Origin of the sequence: Enterococcus sp. DIV0170, assembly GCF_051710765.1 — a bacterium.
Taxonomy (GTDB): domain Bacteria; phylum Bacillota; class Bacilli; order Lactobacillales; family Enterococcaceae; genus Enterococcus_A; species Enterococcus_A raffinosus.
This window is the reverse complement of record NZ_JBIOLG010000002.1, coordinates 173,601-192,599: the sequence shown is the minus strand read 5'-3', so window position 1 is coordinate 192,599 and position 18,999 is coordinate 173,601. Positions and strand designations below refer to the sequence as shown.

At 40.4% G+C, this 18,999-nt stretch carries 21 protein-coding genes and 1 pseudogene; 4 read left to right on the top strand and 18 right to left on the bottom strand.

From position 1 onward, the window contains the following. Positions 1-224: 224 nt before the first annotated feature. The 4 genes from IGI50_RS16575 to IGI50_RS16560 form a co-directional block, all read right to left on the bottom strand. Entirely contained in the window at positions 225-2,459 is a 2,235-nt protein-coding gene (locus IGI50_RS16575) for an alpha-galactosidase (protein WP_438777728.1), read from the bottom strand. Further along, a complete protein-coding gene (locus tag IGI50_RS16570; protein ID WP_028020656.1) occupies positions 2,456-2,914 on the bottom strand; it encodes a hypothetical protein in 459 nt (152 codons plus the stop codon). The genes IGI50_RS16575 and IGI50_RS16570 overlap by 4 nt, the downstream gene beginning before the upstream one ends. 15 nt (positions 2,915-2,929) lie before the next feature. Further along, the gene (locus IGI50_RS16565) at positions 2,930-4,231 is read right to left on the bottom strand and encodes a PTS sugar transporter subunit IIC (protein ID WP_028020657.1); all 1,302 of its coding nucleotides are present in this window, start codon (positions 4,229-4,231) and stop codon (positions 2,930-2,932) included. Between the two features lie 101 nt (positions 4,232-4,332). Continuing rightward, positions 4,333-5,373, bottom strand: coding sequence for a LacI family DNA-binding transcriptional regulator (locus IGI50_RS16560; protein ID WP_028020658.1), 1,041 nt, complete (start codon positions 5,371-5,373; stop codon positions 4,333-4,335). 238 nt (positions 5,374-5,611) lie between these two features. On the opposite strand from IGI50_RS16560, the gene IGI50_RS16555 reads away from it, so the two are divergent. Further along, entirely contained in the window at positions 5,612-6,019 is a 408-nt protein-coding gene (locus IGI50_RS16555; RefSeq protein WP_438777727.1) for a YjdF family protein, read from the top strand. A 102-nt stretch (positions 6,020-6,121) separates the two neighbouring features. Here IGI50_RS16555 and IGI50_RS16550 read toward each other — a convergent pair whose 3' ends face one another. The 8 genes and pseudogenes from IGI50_RS16550 to IGI50_RS16515 form a co-directional block, all read right to left on the bottom strand. Further along, on the bottom strand, positions 6,122-6,985 hold the full coding sequence (locus tag IGI50_RS16550) for a DUF6544 family protein (protein WP_438777726.1): 864 nt from the start codon (positions 6,983-6,985) through the stop codon (positions 6,122-6,124). A 107-nt stretch (positions 6,986-7,092) separates the two neighbouring features. Further along, a complete protein-coding gene (locus IGI50_RS16545) occupies positions 7,093-7,863 on the bottom strand; it encodes a DUF1295 domain-containing protein (RefSeq protein ID WP_338289479.1) in 771 nt (256 codons plus the stop codon). After that, positions 7,860-9,677, bottom strand: a complete 1,818-nt coding sequence (locus IGI50_RS16540; RefSeq protein ID WP_438777725.1) for a DegV family EDD domain-containing protein — start codon at positions 9,675-9,677, stop codon at positions 7,860-7,862. Before IGI50_RS16540 ends, IGI50_RS16545 begins: the two co-directional genes overlap by 4 nt. A gap of 6 nt (positions 9,678-9,683) precedes the next feature. Then, entirely contained in the window at positions 9,684-10,088 is a 405-nt protein-coding gene (locus IGI50_RS16535; protein ID WP_028020663.1) for a DUF2177 family protein, read from the bottom strand. Between the two features lie 457 nt (positions 10,089-10,545). After that, positions 10,546-11,154 (bottom strand): DUF2922 family protein, encoded by a 609-nt coding sequence (locus IGI50_RS16530; RefSeq protein WP_438777724.1) that lies wholly within the window; start codon positions 11,152-11,154, stop codon positions 10,546-10,548. Positions 11,155-11,202: 48 nt separating this feature from the next. Further along, positions 11,203-11,586, bottom strand: a complete 384-nt coding sequence (locus IGI50_RS16525; RefSeq protein ID WP_438777723.1) for a hypothetical protein — start codon at positions 11,584-11,586, stop codon at positions 11,203-11,205. Between the two features lie 538 nt (positions 11,587-12,124). Continuing rightward, the gene (locus IGI50_RS16520; RefSeq protein ID WP_028020666.1) at positions 12,125-12,400 is read right to left on the bottom strand and encodes a helix-turn-helix domain-containing protein; all 276 of its coding nucleotides are present in this window, start codon (positions 12,398-12,400) and stop codon (positions 12,125-12,127) included. After that, positions 12,397-12,755: pseudogene (locus tag IGI50_RS16515) on the bottom strand (type II toxin-antitoxin system RelE/ParE family toxin). The gene IGI50_RS16520 and the pseudogene IGI50_RS16515 overlap by 4 nt, the downstream one beginning before the upstream one ends. Before the next feature lie 188 nt (positions 12,756-12,943). Between IGI50_RS16515 and IGI50_RS16510 the strand changes: the two are divergent. Beyond that, the gene (locus tag IGI50_RS16510) at positions 12,944-13,414 is read left to right on the top strand and encodes a MarR family winged helix-turn-helix transcriptional regulator (RefSeq protein ID WP_438777722.1); all 471 of its coding nucleotides are present in this window, start codon (positions 12,944-12,946) and stop codon (positions 13,412-13,414) included. Between the two features lie 96 nt (positions 13,415-13,510). Here the strand turns inward: IGI50_RS16510 and IGI50_RS16505 are convergent, their stop codons facing one another. From IGI50_RS16505 to IGI50_RS16495, 3 genes are read right to left on the bottom strand one after another with little or no spacing between them, the layout of a single operon-like run. Continuing rightward, a complete protein-coding gene (locus IGI50_RS16505; RefSeq protein WP_438777721.1) occupies positions 13,511-13,693 on the bottom strand; it encodes a hypothetical protein in 183 nt (60 codons plus the stop codon). A gap of 15 nt (positions 13,694-13,708) precedes the next feature. Beyond that, entirely contained in the window at positions 13,709-14,596 is an 888-nt protein-coding gene (locus tag IGI50_RS16500) for a glycosyltransferase family 8 protein (RefSeq protein ID WP_431406043.1), read from the bottom strand. Next, complete coding sequence (locus IGI50_RS16495) at positions 14,596-15,450, bottom strand: glycosyltransferase family 8 protein (RefSeq protein WP_438777720.1); 855 nt, start codon at positions 15,448-15,450, stop codon at positions 14,596-14,598. The genes IGI50_RS16500 and IGI50_RS16495 overlap by 1 nt, the downstream gene beginning before the upstream one ends. Positions 15,451-15,748: 298 nt before the next feature. On the opposite strand from IGI50_RS16495, the gene IGI50_RS16490 reads away from it, so the two are divergent. Next, positions 15,749-16,561: a Cof-type HAD-IIB family hydrolase gene (locus IGI50_RS16490; protein ID WP_438777719.1), complete on the top strand. Its 813-nt coding sequence runs from the start codon at positions 15,749-15,751 to the stop codon at positions 16,559-16,561. A 49-nt stretch (positions 16,562-16,610) separates the two neighbouring features. On the opposite strand, the gene IGI50_RS16485 is transcribed toward IGI50_RS16490, so the two are convergent. Beyond that, the gene (locus tag IGI50_RS16485; RefSeq protein WP_438777718.1) at positions 16,611-17,252 is read right to left on the bottom strand and encodes a carbonic anhydrase family protein; all 642 of its coding nucleotides are present in this window, start codon (positions 17,250-17,252) and stop codon (positions 16,611-16,613) included. Positions 17,253-17,288: 36 nt separating this feature from the next. Further along, complete coding sequence (locus IGI50_RS16480; protein WP_438777717.1) at positions 17,289-18,212, bottom strand: alpha/beta fold hydrolase; 924 nt, start codon at positions 18,210-18,212, stop codon at positions 17,289-17,291. 103 nt (positions 18,213-18,315) lie between these two features. Here IGI50_RS16480 and IGI50_RS16475 point away from each other — a divergent pair, with 103 nt between their 5' ends. Next, positions 18,316-18,684: a YccF domain-containing protein gene (locus IGI50_RS16475; RefSeq protein ID WP_338289459.1), complete on the top strand. Its 369-nt coding sequence runs from the start codon at positions 18,316-18,318 to the stop codon at positions 18,682-18,684. 88 nt (positions 18,685-18,772) lie between these two features. Here the strand turns inward: IGI50_RS16475 and IGI50_RS16470 are convergent, their stop codons facing one another. After that, positions 18,773-18,943, bottom strand: coding sequence for a hypothetical protein (locus tag IGI50_RS16470; RefSeq protein WP_187373419.1), 171 nt, complete (start codon positions 18,941-18,943; stop codon positions 18,773-18,775). Positions 18,944-18,999: the final 56 nt, after the last annotated feature.

Below are 18,999 nucleotides of genomic sequence, written 5' to 3'. Positions count from 1 at the left end.
CCCTTCGATTTATTTACATTATATAGACTAAGTTATTATATGTCTATACTTTTATAAATAAAAATCCAGTCATACTATTGTACAAACCATACTTATAGAGATAAACCTTATAAGAATAACGTTTCTTCTCGATAAAGGATAAAAATTAACCTTCACGATAAAAATCATGAAGGTCAACTTATGGAATACGACACTAAAGCTGAAGAAGTAGAAAAAAATTTCTCTCATTCATCCCTTTGCAGCTCATAAATAAATGATTGATAATCTCCCATCACTTGTGCTTTATCCTTATTAACACTATTAAATTGATACGGCTTTCTAATCCCCATTCTTTTCAACACACTACCGGATAGCTTTTCACCATTTACGAGGTAGCTTTCAGTCTCTTTTAGAAATGGGAGCTTCATGAACTCTCGATTACTGCTGTTCGCTTCAGTTAAAATACGGTAGAAACCAATCATCCCTTTGCCGTTCTTTTCATCGAAAACTGCCCAGCCATATTCATTGGGACGATCGAGAATGTCCGTCAGCTGGTAAAACCTACCGAAAGTTAGCAGTCTTTGATTCTTTTTATAAAAGGAGATATCTTTTTTTATCTGTGCCTGTTCTTCAGTAGAAAGCTCAAACAAATTCAGCTCATAGCCTAAAGGGCCAAACAGTGCTGCATTCGTTCGCATCTCTAAAGAAGTGTGACGATGGACTTGATGATTAGGCGCAGCTGAAACATGGTTGCTAAATGATGATAAGGGATACCCTAATAACGTTCCTGATTGAATGGCTAAACGCTCGACTGGATCACTGTCATCACTTGGCCAAATCTGAGGGCTATAAAAGAGGATTCCAAGATCATATCGTCCGCCTCCTCCGGCACAGCCTTCAATTAAAACATGTGGAAACTCTGATAAGATCCTTTCGTACAGGCGATAAACACCCAGTATATAGCGGTGGAAAAATTCTGACTGATGGATTTCCTGCTGTTTTAAATACGTCGAATAGGCTTGAGTAATGTTACGATTCATATCCCACTTGATATAGTCCAATTTTGTTGAAGAAATAATTTTTCTCATTTGCTGGTAAATGTTTTCCACCACCTCTGGATTGGAGAAATCAAGAACATACTGACCTCTGCCAATAGCCACCCGTGAAGAATCTGTGTGTCTTACCACCCATTCAGGGTGAGTGTTGTATAAGTCGCTGATTGGCGAAACCATTTCTGGTTCAAACCAAAGGCCAAATTGCAATCCTAAATGATGAATACTCTCTGAAAATGCGGCTATTCCTTTTGAGAACTTTCTTGGATTTTCATCCCAATCACCAAGCGAAACCCGATCATTGTCGCGCTCTCCAAACCAGCCGTCATCGACAACAAAACAATCGATACCTAATTTTTTTCCTTTATCAGCTAAAGCTAGTAATTTATCCTGATCGAAATCAAAGTATGTTGCTTCCCAATTATTAAGAACCACAGGTCGTTTCTTTTGGTACCAGGTCGGATTGATGACGTGCTTCTCAATAAATTGGCCAGTCTCGTGCATAAGACCGTTCAAGCCCTCCGCTGAGTAATGCAATAGCAGCTCCGGCGTCTCAAACGTTTCATTCTGCGCTAACTCCCAAGAGAATGAACTCGGATGAATCCCTAGCATCATGCGTATGTTGTTCCATTCATCAACCTCTGTTTGTGCTAAGAAATTTCCCGAATATATCAAATTCGCTGCATACACATCGCCTTGATTATTAGAAGAACATTCTGGCAGTAGGGCGACAAAAGGATTATGCTGATGACTGGACGCCCCTTTTAACGAACCAATACTAACCGTCCCTTGTTCTAAAGAGTGTCGCTTTATGTGTCGTTCTTTTAGCCAGGCGCCAGAAAGATGAAGAAACTCAAACTGCTGATTTTTCATGTCTAAAGCGCCACTTAAAAATCGAAGAACCTGTCGCTTGTTTGCTCCAAGATTGGTAAGCTTTTGCCCGCGAGAAACGGTTCCTTGGTTTTCAAATATTGAGTAAGTCACTTCTAACCTTAACTGATTGAAAGAATCCTCAAGACAAAACGTTATACTTTCAACCTGCCCCTCTTCCGCAAATGTTGCTGGAACGCCCAACTCTCTTTGTTTTTTCTTTTTTATTGTATGAGAAACATATTGGAAGTCTAAATATAAGCACTCCTGTTCCTCTGAAACCTTCAGTATGCCTTCTTTAAAATCCGAGGTTCCATAAACAGGGACTTCCTGATATTGATCTTGTAAGCTAAAATTCGGAATTGCCGGACTGAACTTGACCGTCCCGGCAGACTTGCTTTCTGTTGATGCCATGTATTGAATGTCCTCAATGGTAATCTTTCCCAGACTTCTTCCAAAATAGACATGTCCTAGGTGACCATTTGGCAAAACATTGATCACATAACTAATCTTTTCATTTCGCAGATGAAACATGTTTTTACTCAGAAGTTCAATCACTTTGCATCATCCTCTTTTTCATAACATTGTTTTTCTAGGTAAACCATCCTCTTTTTCATCCCTCTGTTATAAAAGAATTTGTACACAAAAGCTAGAAAGATAAAACTATACTGGTTTCTAGCATGGGTAAACGCGTTCTTTTCGGTATATATCACCTGTGTCTTAGAATCGGAACGCTCATCTATCCGATATTTTTGAGTGATTGTTCCTTTGCTATGAGAAGTGAGTAATTCAATTTCATTCTCATTAAGCTTTGATAATTGAATAGAGGCAGGAATGCTCGTTGCTCCAAGCTTTGAAGGCATAGAGAGAGTAACTGCCGCTCCTTCATTTAGCCCTTTTCCTACGTAACCCTTTGAGCGGAAATAAGTTTCCTGCTCTTTTCGAATAACCTCATATACTCGCTGCTTGCTTACGTCTATCTGGTATTTATAACTTAGTGTATCGATTCTCAACGCTCATTCCTCCCCTTACTCTGCCGCAGAGTGGGTCATTTCCAGGTCTTTCTCTTCTTTCAAGTACTCCCTATCCATCACAACAAGGAAAGGTACCCAAATTAGAACCATCACAGCTAATGTTACTGCTTGTAAAATAGCCCCCGCTATTGAGCCAGTCCCTATCCAACCAGAAAGAAATACTGGAGTGGTCCACACAACTGTAGCGCCAATCGGTCTGGGAACAAGTCCCATATAAATAGCAAGATAAGAAATCGTCGTTGATGCCAATGGCGCAAGTATCCATGGAATAAAGGCAATTGGGTTCATTACAATTGGCAGCCCAAAGGTCATTGGTTCAGATACATTAAAAATTGACGGCGCAATAATTGTCTTCATTAACTTCTTCATTCGAATAGAACGCGCAATGAAAAAGGCCATGGTGATCGAAATGCCTAATTGTAAGCCCTGATTGACAAATACCCCCATAAAAGTCGTATTAATAATATGAGGAAGCTCAGAAGCCCCCGCTTTATATGCTTCATAGTTCTCAATAGCTAAAGCGTTCATAATTGGATCGATTACGGCATTGACAACCAACGTTCCATGAATCCCAAACCACCAGAAAAATTGCATACAGAATACAGCAATCAACACTGCTGGTAGTGTACCTCCAAGCCCCATCAATGGTTTTTGAAGAATTTGATAAACAAAATCAACTGCGTTGCCCCATTCTGTAAAGGTAAACAAATAGCGGATAATATTAAAAATGAATAGTGGGACCGCCCCTGGGATAATCGCTACAAATGATTGTGCAATCATTGGAGGAACAGAATCCGGCATTTTGATAGTGATTCCTGCCGCGCTGATTCTTGAATAAATAATCGTCGCAATCATTGCTGTCACGATACCAACAAACATACCTTCCGCACCTAATTTTGATATTGGAATGACTGTCCCTAATTTCTCCTGGCTACTGAATGGCAACAACATCAAGAAAGAAGATAACGAAATTGCTCCTGCAAATAACTTCGGCTGTCCGAATTTATCTGCGAGCTGATATCCGATACCAAAAACGATAAAGAGCGTTCCAACACTCATTGTCGCATTTCCGACTGGACCAAAAAAATCATTCAAAAAAACATTGACGCCTTCCGGCAGCTTATCGGCAAAGCCAAAGGTTGTCGGAAAATTTTGAATAATGATCATGATGGAGGCGAACATGGTCGCGGGAAACGCTACCATAAAGCCATCACGAAGACTTAATAAGAACTTGTTGTCAGCAATAATTTGTGCTAATGGAACAATTTTTGCGGCCATTTTATCTAAGAACTTCATTTAAAACACTCCTTTATTAGTATGCAAACGTTTACTAACATCAGTATAGTTGTTTAGTTAACGTTTACACAAGTAAAAAAATAAAAAAGTTTGAAAGAACCTCAAACTTCTTTATCCGCGATATCTTTTACTGAGTCACGGAGCACTAACTCGCTTGTACAAATGACTCGGACGGGCATTGCTCTAACATTCAATAATTTTCCACGAACTAACTCTACACCAATTTTCCCCACTTCTTCTGCATTTAATTTCACCGTAGATAAAGATGGTGACATGAACTTTGCCATCTCAATATCATCAAAACTAATAATTGAAATATCGTCAGGAATAGACAACCCCGCATTTGTTATTGCTTTGTAGACACCGACAGCCATAGGATCGCTGGCTACCACGATAGCGGTCGGTCTCGGCTCCATCTGCACTATCTGATTGCCAAGCTCTAGCCCAGTATCTGGAGACCATTCCCCCTGTAGTACATTTGTATATTCATCAAGATGGTTTAAAATCATCCATTGTCGATAATTTTCAGCACGAATCTCCTCTTTATAATAGACGACCTCTCCGTCAAGAGCGACCTTACTTCCCAAGCCGCCGACAAAGGCGATATTTTTATGCCCCTTGCTCTTTAATAAGTCAAGAATTTCATGTGTTTTTTGGGCAAAATCCGTTTGAACACAATCGAACTCCGCATATTCTGAATAGGAATCAATTAATACAATATTATCATTAATCTTTTGGATTTCCTTCAAGGCAGCTAACGTCATCTCTCCAATAATTACTACGGCACCATATTTTTTTAGCTGGTAAACTTCTTTCTTTTTATCGCGCATTGAAAATGCCCGAAAGGTTTTTAAGCGCCATTTTTTTGCCTCCGACTCCACGCCTTTTCGGATAAACATAAAATAGGGGTCACTTTTTTCATCATCTATTTGATGACGTGTTATAAGAGCAATCGTGTTCTTATCCCCCACGTCTCGATTTTTTCTATTTTCGTTTTTCGAATAATTCAAGCTAGTCGCTATTTCAATTACTCGTTTACGTGTATTTTCGTTAATACTAAACGTTTCATCATTATTGAGGATTCTAGAAACACTCGCGGCTGAAACCCCGGCTAATTTAGCAATGTCTCTGATGCTAGCCATATATACCCTCCTGTCTTTTTACTGTTTACTAAACTATCTATAGAGTAATGACCCTGGAATGAAATGTCAAATAGCTATTCATCAGCTTTATTGACACGCTTGTATTTCTTCTCAAAGCTAGTAAACTAAAGACAAGCATAAAAACACATGGCGGTTGGTAGTCCGCCGCATGAAAATGTCAGTAACCTGCCCTCCCGGGTTGTCCCTTGCTTGAAATTCATTTAAGGGAGGTGTCATCATGAAGTTGACGATCTACTTCGATGGCAGTTTTTGGTGCGGCTTGGTAGAAGCTGAATTCGACGGTCATTACCAAGCCATTCGATATGTTTTTGGTCCAGAACCAAAGGATGCGGATATTTTCGCATTTATCGCGACGCGCTTGCCTCATCTGCTGGAGCAGTCAGGGACTGTCTCTGCGAAAAAGAGGCCTGAGAAAAAGATGAATCCGAAGCGAATGCAACGATTAATCAATCGTGAAAAGCGGCAGCCAGTGGTTTCGACCAAAGCGCAGCAGGCTATCAGCGATTTGAGAGCAGAGGCTAAAAGTGAAAGCAAAGTTCAGCGTCGGCAGAAAAAAATAGCAGATGCGGAAGCTCGTTTTCAGCAAAGGCAAGTCAAAAAACGCGAAAAGCATAAAGGACACTAAAAATATTTTCTAGGAATATTCTGATTTTATGCGAATTTCCCTGAAAGAAAGTACAAAAAACGAGGCATTACTCTCGTCATTGAGAGTGATGCCTCGTTCTGTTTACACTTGTATTATTTCCGCTAAGTCAACTGAATAGTTCACCTGAATCTGATCGCTAACAAAATAGTTATCGATTCCTTCTGGCAGCCTCCAATTAACACTGACACAACCAGGTCTGCGGTACAGTTTGTCGCTTTCGTAATTTTCATACAGAACAAACCAAGGGACTAATGAGGTACCCTTTCCATTTTCGTCCATGTATCGATCCTCAGTATCAAAGCGAACAATGTCCCCAGAATCATCAAAGGTAAACCGCCCTTTTGCGCTCACACCATTCCACATGATCGTCCCTTCGATCGTGCGTTCGTCAAGGGTACGCCACGTCACGTAACCCTGTAAAAATAGGCTTGGCAGAAAAACTGCGTCAGCCAAGGACGTAATCAGCTGTCCCTGATCCATCTCCGGTCCAGTTGAGTGAAACAATTTGAAATGTTTTGCCAACACTCCGATCATCGCGCCGCGACCATTCTGGACTTGATCTGTCACTTGGATGGGAAGCCCAAACATCCGCGCCTTCAAGAAGGCATAGCGATCGGGTCTTTCGACAAAATTAACCTGACAAAACTCAATTGGGATCGGCGCCTTGTCCGCAGCTATTCGAAACCTCGTATGCCCAAAGCGAATAAACATGTTCCGCATCAATGGTTGATTCACGTACCCATTCTTCTTGAGGTATTTTTGCAGCAGTGGCGGAAGCTCCGCTATCGCCTCTTCAGTAATCCTTTGTGGTTCCTCTGAAACTGGTTCCTGTCGAAAAGAAGATTCAACCTCCGCCAAATACTTTTTCCAGGCAGTACCACCCGGTAGAAAAAAATAAAGAACGATTAATGCAATAGCAAGTAATAAGCAGCCTAGAAACATCATTCATTGTCCTCTCCTTCCTTCCCCCTAACTATACCTGAAATCATAAAAAGAACCATCCGCCCAAGGACGTAGAAAAGCAGCCGATAATCTCGACTGCTTTTCTCCAATTAAATCCCTTTTTTTCCAATGAAAGGGACAAATTTCGGAGTTTTATTCGCATACGTTTGATATCCGGGCTTCTCTTTATTTTTCTTTTCTAGCAGTGGGACACCTGAAACAAAAAGCAATAACAGCGTAATTGTGACAGGACCGATAATCCCCCAGAGGGTGCGTGGCTCATTCAAACTAATCAAGAAAATTCCCCACCAGCTCAATGCTTCTCCAAAATAATTTGGATGTCTCGTTAAAGACCATAGACCTGTCGTCAGCAGTGTTCCCTTTTCAGCATGACGTTTAAATACCGTTAACTGATAATCTCCAATAGTTTCAAAGGCAAAACCGATCCCCCAGACGATGATCCCTAGCCAGTTCCACCAATAAAAAGCTTTTTCTGAGCCAGTCACAACTAAGAAAATCGGTAGTGCTACCACACATAAAAGTACCCCTTGCAAAACAAAAACATTGAGATAGGCTTTTAATTTGGCATACCGTTTCCCCCACCGTTTACGCATATTCACATATCGGTAGTCTTCCGGCTTTCCAATATTTCGTTTCGCCAGATGAAAGAACAGTCTGAGCCCCCAAACAGTCACAAGAATCACTACAAAAGCCGCCGCTGTTGTTTTCTCAGGCATCAATAAATAGCCCACCAACGCAACAATGACAAAACCAATTCCCCACGCCAAATCAACGATAGAATTATTATGAAGTGCCTGTGCCAGAAAAAATAAGGCCGTGAAATATATAAATAGAATGACGACTATTGACCAAACAATCATCCTTTTTCATCCCCTTCCATTTCATACGCTACCGCTATGCTTCCTTCTCCGGCGCTCATGGCAATTACTGTTGAGCTATCCGTAATAAAGCTTGGTGGAAATCCAAGCTGCTCAGTAAGTTTTCGTCCCCAAAGAATGGCTTTGTCTTCGTTACCCACGTGAATGATTGCATATCGCTTAAGTCCGTGCTCATTATTAACCTTTACCAATTTACGGAAGATTTTTCTTTCGTTTCCGTGCCGACTCAAGGCGAAGCTGCTCAATTTCCCTTCACCATACTCATCCAAGCTGACGATCGGCTTCAAATTGATTCCTTTTGCGACCCTGCCTACTGCTTGAGGAATTCGTCCAGAACGGATCATGGGATTTAAGTCATCTACACTTACTAGAATCTCGATCTCTTCTCTTTTTTTTGCAAGTCGTGACTTCAACGTCTTAAAGGGAATTCCTGCTTGAATCCATTCATTTGCCTGCATTACTAACAAGCCTTGCGCTGCAGAATTCTGTCTAGAATCAATGACCTCAATTGGGATTGCGTGCTTCCGCTTGGCTGCTTCCTTCACTGTAAAATAGGTCCCGCTTAATTTACCTGCGACAGTAATTACTAGGATTGCTTCATACCGAGTCTCCAGGAAAGAAAAAAGCTGCTCTACAGTTTTTAATGCTGGCTGTGAACTGGTCGCAGGCTCTTCCGTCTGCTTAGACAGCGTAAGAAATTGCTTCGTTAGAAGGGTAATCTTGTCGATATAACTAGTATCGCCCATTAAGATATTCATTGGTAAAACGTGAATTTGATGATCCAGCAGGTACTCCGCTGGAATATCTGCGATAGAATCAGTCACTAACGCAATAGGGGCCTTTCGACGCTGATTGACTTGGTATTGCAATAGCATATCATCCGCCTTTTGCTGAATAGGTTTTCCAACACTACTTAAATAGCCTAAAACCTCTGCAGGTTGATTGGAATGAATATGCACACGTGCCTTGCCTCGGTTTACTGCGACAATCAATGAATCGCCAAAAGAGCGAAGATTATTCTGCAATTCTTCTTTAGTCAACGTCACATGATCGAGTAGAATCTCTGTACAATACCGATAAACAGGCTCTTCAGTATGCATATGTGTCTCCATCGATCGCTCGATAGAAACCGTACTAATTGCAGACTGTACTAAGTGCAATGCCGGCTTTTTAGCCACAAGAGCCTCTGTGAAGCCTTCGAGAAATAGGTAGAAGCCTTTCGCTCCCGCATCAACGACTTGATTTTTTTTCAGAATCTTCAATTGATTCGTGGTATTATCTAACGCCTGCTTCGCCTTAATCAAGGCATGGGGCAATAATGTCTCCAAAGTAGCGAAGGAGTCACTGACATCCAAAGCTTCCGCCCAAGAACGGATCACTGTAATAATCGTTCCTTCTACTGGTCGTTCAATAGCTTGATACGCCTCTGTGATCGCTGATCTTACACTTTGAACAAAACTTTGTACAGTCTCCTTCTCTTCCATCTGCAGTAGATGATTGTATATGCCATTAAAGTATTGAGCAAAAATAATCCCTGAATTTCCTCTTGCTCCTAACAAAGAAGCATCCGCTACCTGCCCAAAAACCTCAACGACCGTACTGCTTTCCTCGGATGTCTCCTCCAAAATAGTTTGCATCAGTGATGCTAAGTTGCTGCCGGTGTCCCCATCCGAAACAGGAAAAACATTTATCTGATTCAGGACTTGCTTCTCATTGATTAGCTGGATCGCTCCTTGATGAAAAGCAAAAAGTAATTTCTTCGGATCAATGACTGAATTTGTTTGACGAACTTCCATCTTCTGTTACCTCCAGTTGAACTGCTGTGCTACATAAACAGTGACTCCTGACACTGCGGCTGTAACAGCTGTACCCCAAATTAAATCCACACCGGTAATGAAGGCTGGCCAATTATTCAGAGTCGCCAAATTGGTCAAATCGTACGTCCCGTAACATAACAACCCTAAGAACCCTCCTGCGGCCACCGCATAAAATAGACTATCCTTTTCTAAAGCAGGAGTAACGATAAAAAAGAGAATTCCTATCAAGTAAAGCAAATAGAAAAGCACAGCGGGTACAATCTTTGTCTGTCCCATCAAATGCCCCAAATGATCCTGATACATTCGTCGCGCAAATACAAGTAGCCAGAATAAATCCAAGACTAGAAAAGTTGTTGCCGCTACGCCGAATAATTTCAATAGATTTCCCATGTTGTTCGCTCCCTTTAAAAATAAGTTTTTGAGATCTCTCTCAATGATTAAATTGATCGTATCACTCTTCAGAAAAAGCAAAAAAACATGTGCCTGATCACTTGATAAAATTCGACAAAAAAACCTTAATAATACTACTATCACCTCTTCTTTCAAAATTATCTCAAAAAAAGCAAAAACAGATGCGCCTATTTCAGACTCATCTGCTTGACAAAATTTCTTATTTGATAACGAATTATGCCACAATTCACGACAAAGAGCCCACTGTGCTAGTGGACAAAATTTTTTACTATCAGCATTTGTGACAGAAGTAAGCCGCTTCAAGAAATTTCGGCTTATTCCAGAAGAAGCTACTTCTGGAACACCGATTATTCGAGAACGGAAGATGTGATAGGACTTTTTCACACCTTCTTCCTCACCCAACGTTGGATTTTCGATAATAATTCAACATTACACGCTATTCTCGTTTTCGGATGCGCTCAAGTAGTCGCTTTCGCTTTCTCGAAGGAACAGCTGGTCGTGTCTGCTGGATGTGTGTGGCTGACACATTTTTTTCCTTCAGCTTTTCTGTCAAGATTATCCGCGCTGGTTTCTCCTTATCCTCTATCTGAATGTTTTCCAACGTATACGCGTCCGGCATACACGCTGAAATCAAAGACAGTGCTTGCTCCTGTGTCATTTCTCTTGGGTCTATTTCTTTCGGCAATTCGATTTGCTGGATCAGCAGCCCCGGCTCAGGTCTTTCTTCTCGAACAACAAACTCCACCGTCTGTGGGCTTTCTTCCGCTATATCTGTTAATTGTGTCCCTTCTTTCTCCAGTTGAGCCGTCTCTGATCCTTCATCAAGGGTTTTATTAAACAGTTCTGTCTCAATGGTTTCAATCAAGGTCGCATGTTTAACCTTCTTAAATAAGCCGACGCCCTTTTTTTCAAAGAGGTTCAGCTTGGTTAATTTTGTTAAAGAGGCTTTGATCTCCTCACCTGTCTTGGTAGGATCAAAGTGTTTAATCTTCAAATGTTGAGATCTGGCATCGCTATTTTCAAATTCTGCATCTAATGTGAACATCGCTTTCTTCCTTTCTGATTTTTTCGTGTATTTCACTTTTTTATCTCGTCATGATTCCGCTACTCTCGCGAATGGTTTCTTAATCAATTGCGAATAAAGCGCTTTTATTTTGTCACAAACAAACGTTTTCGCTGGAAATAATTTTACAGATAACAGACGCCATTCCTTTTTATCGAAGTATTCGGCAAAATACCCATAGAAACGCCGCATCAAAGCCGTTGAACGCATATGCAAAAAAATGTATTGCACGAGATCCTTCAGCAGCAGTGAAAAATCTCCTTCACACAATTCATCCCTTACCTGCAACGCAACTAAGAATTGAATCGTTCCATTGCTATCATGAGTTTCTTTGAAATAATGATTTATCCGTTTTTCCAACGTTCCTCTTGTTAACTGGAACAGCTGTTGCCGAGTTAAGCCATAATCTTTCATGGTCTCCTCCTTTTTGATAATTACTTTCACCTGAGAGCTCTACACAACTAAAATAAGCCCTTTTTTACGGATTTTGCAATTCCAAAAGTTTTATTTGAAATTAACATAAAGGACTTGTGACTATGAATAGGATTTAATCGAGGTTTTGCTTTCAATAAATAACGATGATACTTTCATTTCTAATTTTTTATAACGTAAACACCCTTTAATAGAGTAATTTGCTGCAAGGCTCCACTACTAGTTAGTGACTTAAGATGCCAGTTCTCACTTTGTTCAAGCCCTATTGGTTATATCACCTTTGCTGGTTTTACCACTCTTTTCTCCTTAAAAAGGTCTTCATAATCTGAGACACTCAATACGCTTAGTAGCTACTTTGTAACGCTAGTGAAGAGATTTTTCCGTATAACTTTTAACTTCCATCCTCCGTAAAACAGCTGGTTTTCTGTTTCGCACGTTTGCCGATACCTGCAAAAAAACCAAACGATACTATCCTTCGCTTGGTCACTTACATGAAATATTCTTTTGTATTCACTTCAATCTATTTGAACTCAACATGCAGCTCTTTTCCAACTTTTGTTGCAATCTCATATAGAATATTTAGGCTGGGATTCATTGAGCCATTTTCAATTCTTGCAATCGTTGATTGAGGCTTTCCGACTTTCTCAGCTAATTCACGTTGCGTCACACCTAGTTCTTCTCGCAGTTTCGTCAAAGCAATAGCGATATCTAAACGTTGTGCTTCTTTTTCATATTCATCAGCAAATGTGGCGCTTTCCACTTTCTTCTTACTGATGAGGTCATCAATCTTACTCATCGTAATTCTCCTTTCTCATACTGTGCTCTGACACTTTTTGCATGCTCTATCTCTGTTCTCGGTGTCTTTTGCTGTTTCTTAGTAAAACCATGTGTGATCAAAAACTCATTCCCGATTTTCTGAAAATAAATCGCTCGTTGAATGTTCTTACCGACTTTTGAGCGCAACTCGTATAAATCCGTCTCAAGTTTTTTCACCCACTCCATTCTCTGCGCTACCAACAATCCATACTCTTCTGTTTTACTGATTATCGCTAATAAATTAGCAGAATCTTTTCAGGTATCGAATTTAGAAAATCTTCAAATTCACTTGTTCCGTCTTTTCTCCTAATGAAATCAAACTGAGGTTTATCCATATACATATGATAGCATATTCGCTATCGTATGTATATGGTCCTTTCTCTATTTAAAAATAAATAGCGACTATTCTCTCTTTCATTTTTAAAATCATCGGTTCAGCGGATGTCTTTAATTTATTTCGGTAACCTGATAAAATATTGGATGAAGCAATCCCTACTATTCTGCTTATAGGAGTTATGAATCCATGGACGAAAAAGAATTAAATGTAGCTGTTACCCAAAAATACTTTGATTTGAACGATTTATTGACGCAATTTTTCCGCGAAAATGCTCGTGGTCCATTCAAGTTCGAAAACCGGAATCGTGGTCAGAGCCGAATTTTAGCGATTATCCGTGAACATGGAACGATCTCGCAAAAGGCGCTTGTTAGCCAGCTCGATATGCGCCCACAATCAGCCTCTGAAATGATTCGCAAACTGGAAAAAAAGGACTATATCACACGTGAAAAATCGCAGGAAGATCGACGTGTCATGAATATCCATTTGACTGCTCGCGGAAAAATCGCCGCTCAACAGAGCGATGACTTCCAGCCCGTTATACTGGATGTTTTAAGTCACGAGGAAAAGGAACAATTCGACCATATCTTGACCAAATTGATCAACGAGCTTGAACCCCAAGTCAAACACAAGCCTCGTGATCGGCGAGGCCGTCCATAACAGCAAAAAAATAAGCCTTAGAAGATTATTTTTCTTCTAAGGCTCTTGTCTATCTCATCGGCTCATGCCAGACTTTCGCTGATAGGTCTCGATCAATTACTTATTTTTTCGATTGTTAAGCTTCTTTGTGATGAAACCAATGATAAAAACAGACAGAAGCTTCATTAACAATGAATGAACTGCGCTATTTTTTTGCGTAGATTGTTTTCTATTTGATTTATTCTTAGTAGAAAAACGACTTTTTGGTTGTTCCCACTTACTTTTCATCTTAGTCTTCATAAATGCGCTCCTTCTTTAGCCTAGTTTTCTTGTTGACGCTGTGTTCAGCGAGGCCTTCTCACCCTCATCATCCTCTGAAAATGCCGTTAATTCTTCGTATTCTTCATAATATTTTTTCAAGGAAGAGGTACACTCTTTACTCCAAGGTTTGATATGTCCAGAATAATGGATGATCTTAGGATCGCGTCGGGTTTGGAAATATTCCTTTTCACCCTCTGGATCTGGATGTTCGACTTCACGCTTCATAATATAGCTTTGGGCATTCCATTTTGGATGCAGTTGCAGCCATTGATCGTGGAGAATCGCATTCAATGCGTCTTGATCATGGAATTTCAATTTTTCAGGATTGTCGTGAATGTACCGCAGGACGCGTTTCGTCACGTTTTCCGAAAGCCATTTTTCCATGTTGATCAGCATAAAGCCCGAATTGAAATATTTTGTTGAGTCACAAGCGACAGCCATTTTCTCTAGACGATGGTGGAAGCCAGCATCTTCTACCGCAGCTAAGATATAACCGGATAGATCAACCTCCCACAGTTCGGAAATATCCGTCAGAGCGATCATGTCACAATCAAGATAGAGAATTCTTTCAAGACCTTTGTCTCGGAATAATTCTGGAATCGCGATGCGATAATACGCGGTTTCCGGGATACGATCACTCTCCACCGCATCTGCAAAATACTTTTTATCGATCGTCATAAAGTGCAAGGATGCATCGTATCCTTTAATTGTTTCTCGCATTAAGCGTTTATTTGCAATCGTGATCTCATCATCAATCACGTAAAAATCAAAATTTTCTGTTGGTTGCTCAGCATTTTCTAGGACTGAAACAAATAATGCAGATACGTGTTCAGCAAATGCGTCGTTGCAGCTTGATACTACCGTAATCTTCTCTTTTTTCATCATTTTACCCTCACCGTCTTCATCAATATACTTTTATTTAATAGCTCCATGTACAAATCCTGATAAGGATGTCCTGTTAACGTGTTCCAAGGTTTGTCATGGCCTGTGAAATGAACGATAGCCGGATTTTTCCGTCCTTCTTTATATAAATCATCGTAGTGTTTTGTTGGTGCTGGATGCTTGTCGAAAATAAGCGACGATTGCATATTCCAGCGCGGATGGAATGGATGCCATTGTTCATACAGCACCGCATTTAACGCGTCTTGGTCGTGGTAGATAATCTTATCGCCATGTTTTTTTAGATACTCAATGGTTTTTTCGGTAATGTGCTGTTGGTTCCAGCGCTCTACGTCAATGACCATTACGCCTGAATTAAAGTAATAATCTTGGGAGTCTACACCTAAACGTTCTAGTGCTTTCGTTTGACCTGGATCGATAATAGCGCCGATCGTTTTTCCATCTAACTCTTGTTGATACAATTTCTGGATATCATCGAGAATCAATGTATCCGAATCAATATACAGAATTTTTCGATAATTTTTACCAGCCAGCATCTTAGGCATGGAAATTCTGAAGTAAGCAGTCGTTGTAATATGGTCGCTTACTAAAAAGTCTTCATAAACTTCCTCATCGACTTTCACAAATTGAATAACAGCCGCCTCTGAATGTTTGTGGGCGGTTTTGATTAACTTTTCCTTACTTGAAATGGAAAGATCATCGTCAATAATAAAGAAACGAATTGGTGTAGTTCTTGAAGTATTGTCCAGCAATGTTGCAATCATTACACTCAGATAAGGAGCGTAATTTTCGTCAGCTGCTGTGACTACAGGGATTTCCTCAATTTTTGAGAACATATTCTTTCACTCCTATCTCATTTTTTCATATGTTTAATAACAGTTGTTTACAAATTCCAGACTAGACGCCTGACGGAAATTAATCAAAATTAATGCTTTGACACCCCTCTCATTTCTTCAAAAAATCGATGAAAAGACTTGTCATTTGCATCTTCTTGGCAATTATTAATTTTTTATAAAGAATAGTTTTTAATTCTTGCATATAGTTTGCACTTGTAATCACATGAGCGTTTAATTGTTCATTTTCTGAAAATTGAACTACCCTTATACTATATTAATGAAAAAAGGACGGATAGAGATGAAATTAGCAGCAATAGATCTCGATGGCACCTTACTGAACAGAGAGGGTGTCGTATCAGAGGAAAACGCGAAGGCGTTAAAAGCATTTGATCGTCAAGGAGGAACTGTTGTACTAGCAACAGGCCGTTCTATTCAATCAGCGAAAGAAGTTTTTGCTGAGTTAGAACTTAGTGGCTACACCTTAGCCTCCAACGGCGCTTACGTTGCCCGAATCGAAAAGGGAGAAATTCAAGATGTATTAAAAAGCTATACTATTCTTCCAGAAACGGTCAACACAGCGCTTTCTCTTGCGATGAAAACAGAGGTGACGGTGGTAGCAAGTCGCGCGACTCAAGACGACCGCATCTCCTTTGCCCAGGATAAGAATGAAGTGAACAGTCCTTATTATGCGCAATTCAATTTGAAAGAATCAAAGGTTGAGGAGCTTTTGGAACAGATAGAACAGGAAGAAATCAGCTATTTTAAGCTGGCCTTTACTGATGGGGATACTAGCAAATTAGTAAAACTGCGTTCACAATTAGAAAAAAAGCAAATTAACAGCTCTTATTCCGATAAATATTGGCTGGAGGTCATGGCTGAAGGAGTAAACAAAGGGGCTGCCCTCAAATTTTTAACAAGCTATTTAAATATCGACCTCGCAGATGTACTGGCCTTCGGGGATCAGGAGAACGATCTAGAGATGCTGAAGCTTAGCGGCAAGAGTATCGCGATGGGAAACGCTGCTCCTGCAGTAAAGAAAATCGCTGATACCCTAACGAAAACAAATGAAGAAGCTGGCGTCGCTTATATACTAAACGACTATCTCTCTTGAGCTTTTTAACCGCAAAAAAAGTCGCTGCCAGAATGATCTGGCGGCGACTTTATTCGTTATAGCTTAATACTTTGCGCTCATTCATACATTGACAATCACGATTATTTTTTCCATGAATAGAAATAAATCGTTGAACCTGCTCCTCAGAGACTTCTACCGTGTTTTTCAAGACATACCATTCTACACCTTCCGTCAAAGGCGGAGTCGTTAACGAACCAATATAGTGATAATAGCTTTTATCCTCAGGAATCAATTCTGAGACAGAGAAGGCCCCTTCCCCTTTTTCCTGCTCATACTGATTCAAGACTTGCTCAAAATCAGGGTTAAAAACGCCAATTTCGTAGAACACCCCCATCACACCTAATTGACCGTTGGGTGCTTGGAAAAGAAAGTGCCCTTCTAACGGAAAGCTCTTCCCATTGAGACGGTGCTCGGAGTCTGCGTGAAAATGGACTTGGACAAATTGAAACAAGCGATGGTTGAAACATGCCTGTCCCGCTGCCAAAAGTTGCAGATTCTGCCCATTATTTAGAAACGTAGCAGTGGATTCCGAAAAATTTACTTCTATAGTTGCAAGAGTATCATTGTTTTCAATTTCAGTTGTTTGGATATCGATAGGTGATTGGCGATGACCTCCCTGAGGTGCCCAATCTTCTTGGTGACAATAATCAATCAAAAATTCTGCCTTCATATGATCCCTCAATTACCTAAAATTTTTACAATGATATCATTTTTCAAAAATATTTTCCATCCATTTGCAAATATCATGAAAAACTGTAAGTTTTTGGGTCTCATTTAAGAGCTCATGGCGAGCTTTTTCGTATAGCTGAACGGTTACCTTCTCTACACCAGCTAACTGGTATGATTTCGCTGCCGCCATTACTCCTTTACCGTAATCACCCACAGGATCCTCTTTACCAGATAAAAAGAGCATTGGCAGCTTTTTAGGGACTTCTTTCAAAAGCTCCGGGTCTTGCGCGCGAATAATCAAAGAAAAGAGCTCCTGATAGCCACTTAGTGTGAATAAAAAGCCGCACATGGGATCGGCGATATACTTATCCACCTCTTCTGATAGACTGACCAGCCAGTCTTTATCGGTTCGTTTGTGAGTGATTCTGCGATTCATGTTTCCGAAAGCAAGCTGATCGATCAACTTACTAGGATGCTTGTCTCCTTGGATTTTACTTAGCAGATTCGCAGAGGTTCGACCAAAACGAGTTAACCAGATCGGCTGCTGACCGGTTCCGACGACAATCACACCTGCTATTTCATCAGCGTATTCATAAAGATAATTTCTCAATACAAAGGAGCCCATACTGTGCCCCAGTAGAAAAAAAGGCAATTCTGGGTATTTTGCTCTTCCCCACTGGCTTACTTGATACAAGTCCTGAACCAACCCATGTTTGATCGTCTCATCATGGAAATAGCCGTGAGGGTTCTCATTCACAGAGGCACCATGTCCTAAATGGTCGTGACCGATTACTGCAATGCCGTGGTCATTCAAATAATTCGCCAATGGCTCGTATCGCCTCAAATGTTCAGCCATTCCATGCGTCAATTGCAAGACTGCTCGTGGTTCTTCGCACGACCAATGATAGCCCTGAAGTACTGTTTTTTGATCCACGGAGTATAATTCAAATGTTTCTGCCATGATTGTCTCCTTTCTAAAAAAACGTAAATTATCGAAATCCATCTAAAGTTGGAGGTAACTTTTCTTAAAAATGGTACACTTAAACAAAATGGAGGAATGACTTATGTCTTGTATAGGAAATATCATTTGGTTCATCTTCGGCGGTTTGGTCGGTGGATTGACTTGGTGTCTCGCCGGCATTTTATGGTGTATCACCATTATCGGTATTCCAATCGGACTGCAATGCTTTAAGTTTGCAAGTCTGAGCTTTGCCCCCTTTGGTAAGGATATCGTGTATCACACCACGGGAGTAAACTTTATCGTCAATATAATTTGGTTGATTGTTTCGGGGGTTCCTTTGGCGATCGGTCATCTATTCAGCGCTGCTTTGCTATGTGTCACCATTATTGGTATTCCCTTTGCTGCACAATCCCTCAAGCTTGCTCGCTTAGCTCTGATGCCTTTTGGCGCCCAAATTGTCTCCATTCGCTAAGAAGGCGGCGGGCACTTATGACTACTGTCAAAAATTAGTGTAAATCTATCGATAAAAAAAGAGGAACGACAGCTGTCTTCCTCTCTTTTTATCCAAAAATTAAGTATATCAGACCTGCTACAATTAAAATCAAATTCAGCGTTACCTGAATGTTCACCATCAAAGGGGTCACATTCTTCTTTTTCCTGCGGGCAAGATTGATAAAAATATTATATGCGCCGACAAGGATAACAAAAATCACTAATGCGATTAAATACAAAAAGCCACCTTCTTTTTTGTATTTAGTGTAACGTGAATTATTTCTCGCAGCAAGCA

Bases quoted from the DNA above. Each gene is read 5' to 3' on its own strand.
- IGI50_RS16545 (WP_338289479.1), bottom strand. From the start codon at position 7,863: ATGATTGTTTGGTCAATAGTCGTCATTCTATTTATATATTTCACGGCC.
- IGI50_RS16555 (WP_438777727.1), top strand. From the start codon at position 5,612: ATGAAGTTGACGATCTACTTCGATGGCAGTTTTTGGTGCGGCTTGGTA.
- IGI50_RS16495 (WP_438777720.1), bottom strand. From the start codon at position 15,450: ATGTTCTCAAAAATTGAGGAAATCCCTGTAGTCACAGCAGCTGACGAA.
- IGI50_RS16530 (WP_438777724.1), bottom strand. From the start codon at position 11,154: ATGTTCACATTAGATGCAGAATTTGAAAATAGCGATGCCAGATCTCAA.
- IGI50_RS16540 (WP_438777725.1), bottom strand. From the start codon at position 9,677: ATGGAAGTTCGTCAAACAAATTCAGTCATTGATCCGAAGAAATTACTT.
- IGI50_RS16520 (WP_028020666.1), bottom strand. From the start codon at position 12,400: ATGAGTAAGATTGATGACCTCATCAGTAAGAAGAAAGTGGAAAGCGCC.
- IGI50_RS16525 (WP_438777723.1), bottom strand. From the start codon at position 11,586: ATGAAAGATTATGGCTTAACTCGGCAACAGCTGTTCCAGTTAACAAGA.
- IGI50_RS16475 (WP_338289459.1), top strand. From the start codon at position 18,316: ATGTCTTGTATAGGAAATATCATTTGGTTCATCTTCGGCGGTTTGGTC.
- IGI50_RS16550 (WP_438777726.1), bottom strand. From the start codon at position 6,985: ATGATGTTTCTAGGCTGCTTATTACTTGCTATTGCATTAATCGTTCTT.
- IGI50_RS16565 (WP_028020657.1), bottom strand. From the start codon at position 4,231: ATGAAGTTCTTAGATAAAATGGCCGCAAAAATTGTTCCATTAGCACAA.
- IGI50_RS16485 (WP_438777718.1), bottom strand. From the start codon at position 17,252: ATGAAGGCAGAATTTTTGATTGATTATTGTCACCAAGAAGATTGGGCA.
- IGI50_RS16535 (WP_028020663.1), bottom strand. From the start codon at position 10,088: ATGGGAAATCTATTGAAATTATTCGGCGTAGCGGCAACAACTTTTCTA.
- IGI50_RS16500 (WP_431406043.1), bottom strand. From the start codon at position 14,596: ATGAAAAAAGAGAAGATTACGGTAGTATCAAGCTGCAACGACGCATTT.
- IGI50_RS16490 (WP_438777719.1), top strand. From the start codon at position 15,749: ATGAAATTAGCAGCAATAGATCTCGATGGCACCTTACTGAACAGAGAG.
- IGI50_RS16480 (WP_438777717.1), bottom strand. From the start codon at position 18,212: ATGGCAGAAACATTTGAATTATACTCCGTGGATCAAAAAACAGTACTT.
- IGI50_RS16560 (WP_028020658.1), bottom strand. From the start codon at position 5,373: ATGGCTAGCATCAGAGACATTGCTAAATTAGCCGGGGTTTCAGCCGCG.
- IGI50_RS16510 (WP_438777722.1), top strand. From the start codon at position 12,944: ATGGACGAAAAAGAATTAAATGTAGCTGTTACCCAAAAATACTTTGAT.
- IGI50_RS16505 (WP_438777721.1), bottom strand. From the start codon at position 13,693: ATGAAGACTAAGATGAAAAGTAAGTGGGAACAACCAAAAAGTCGTTTT.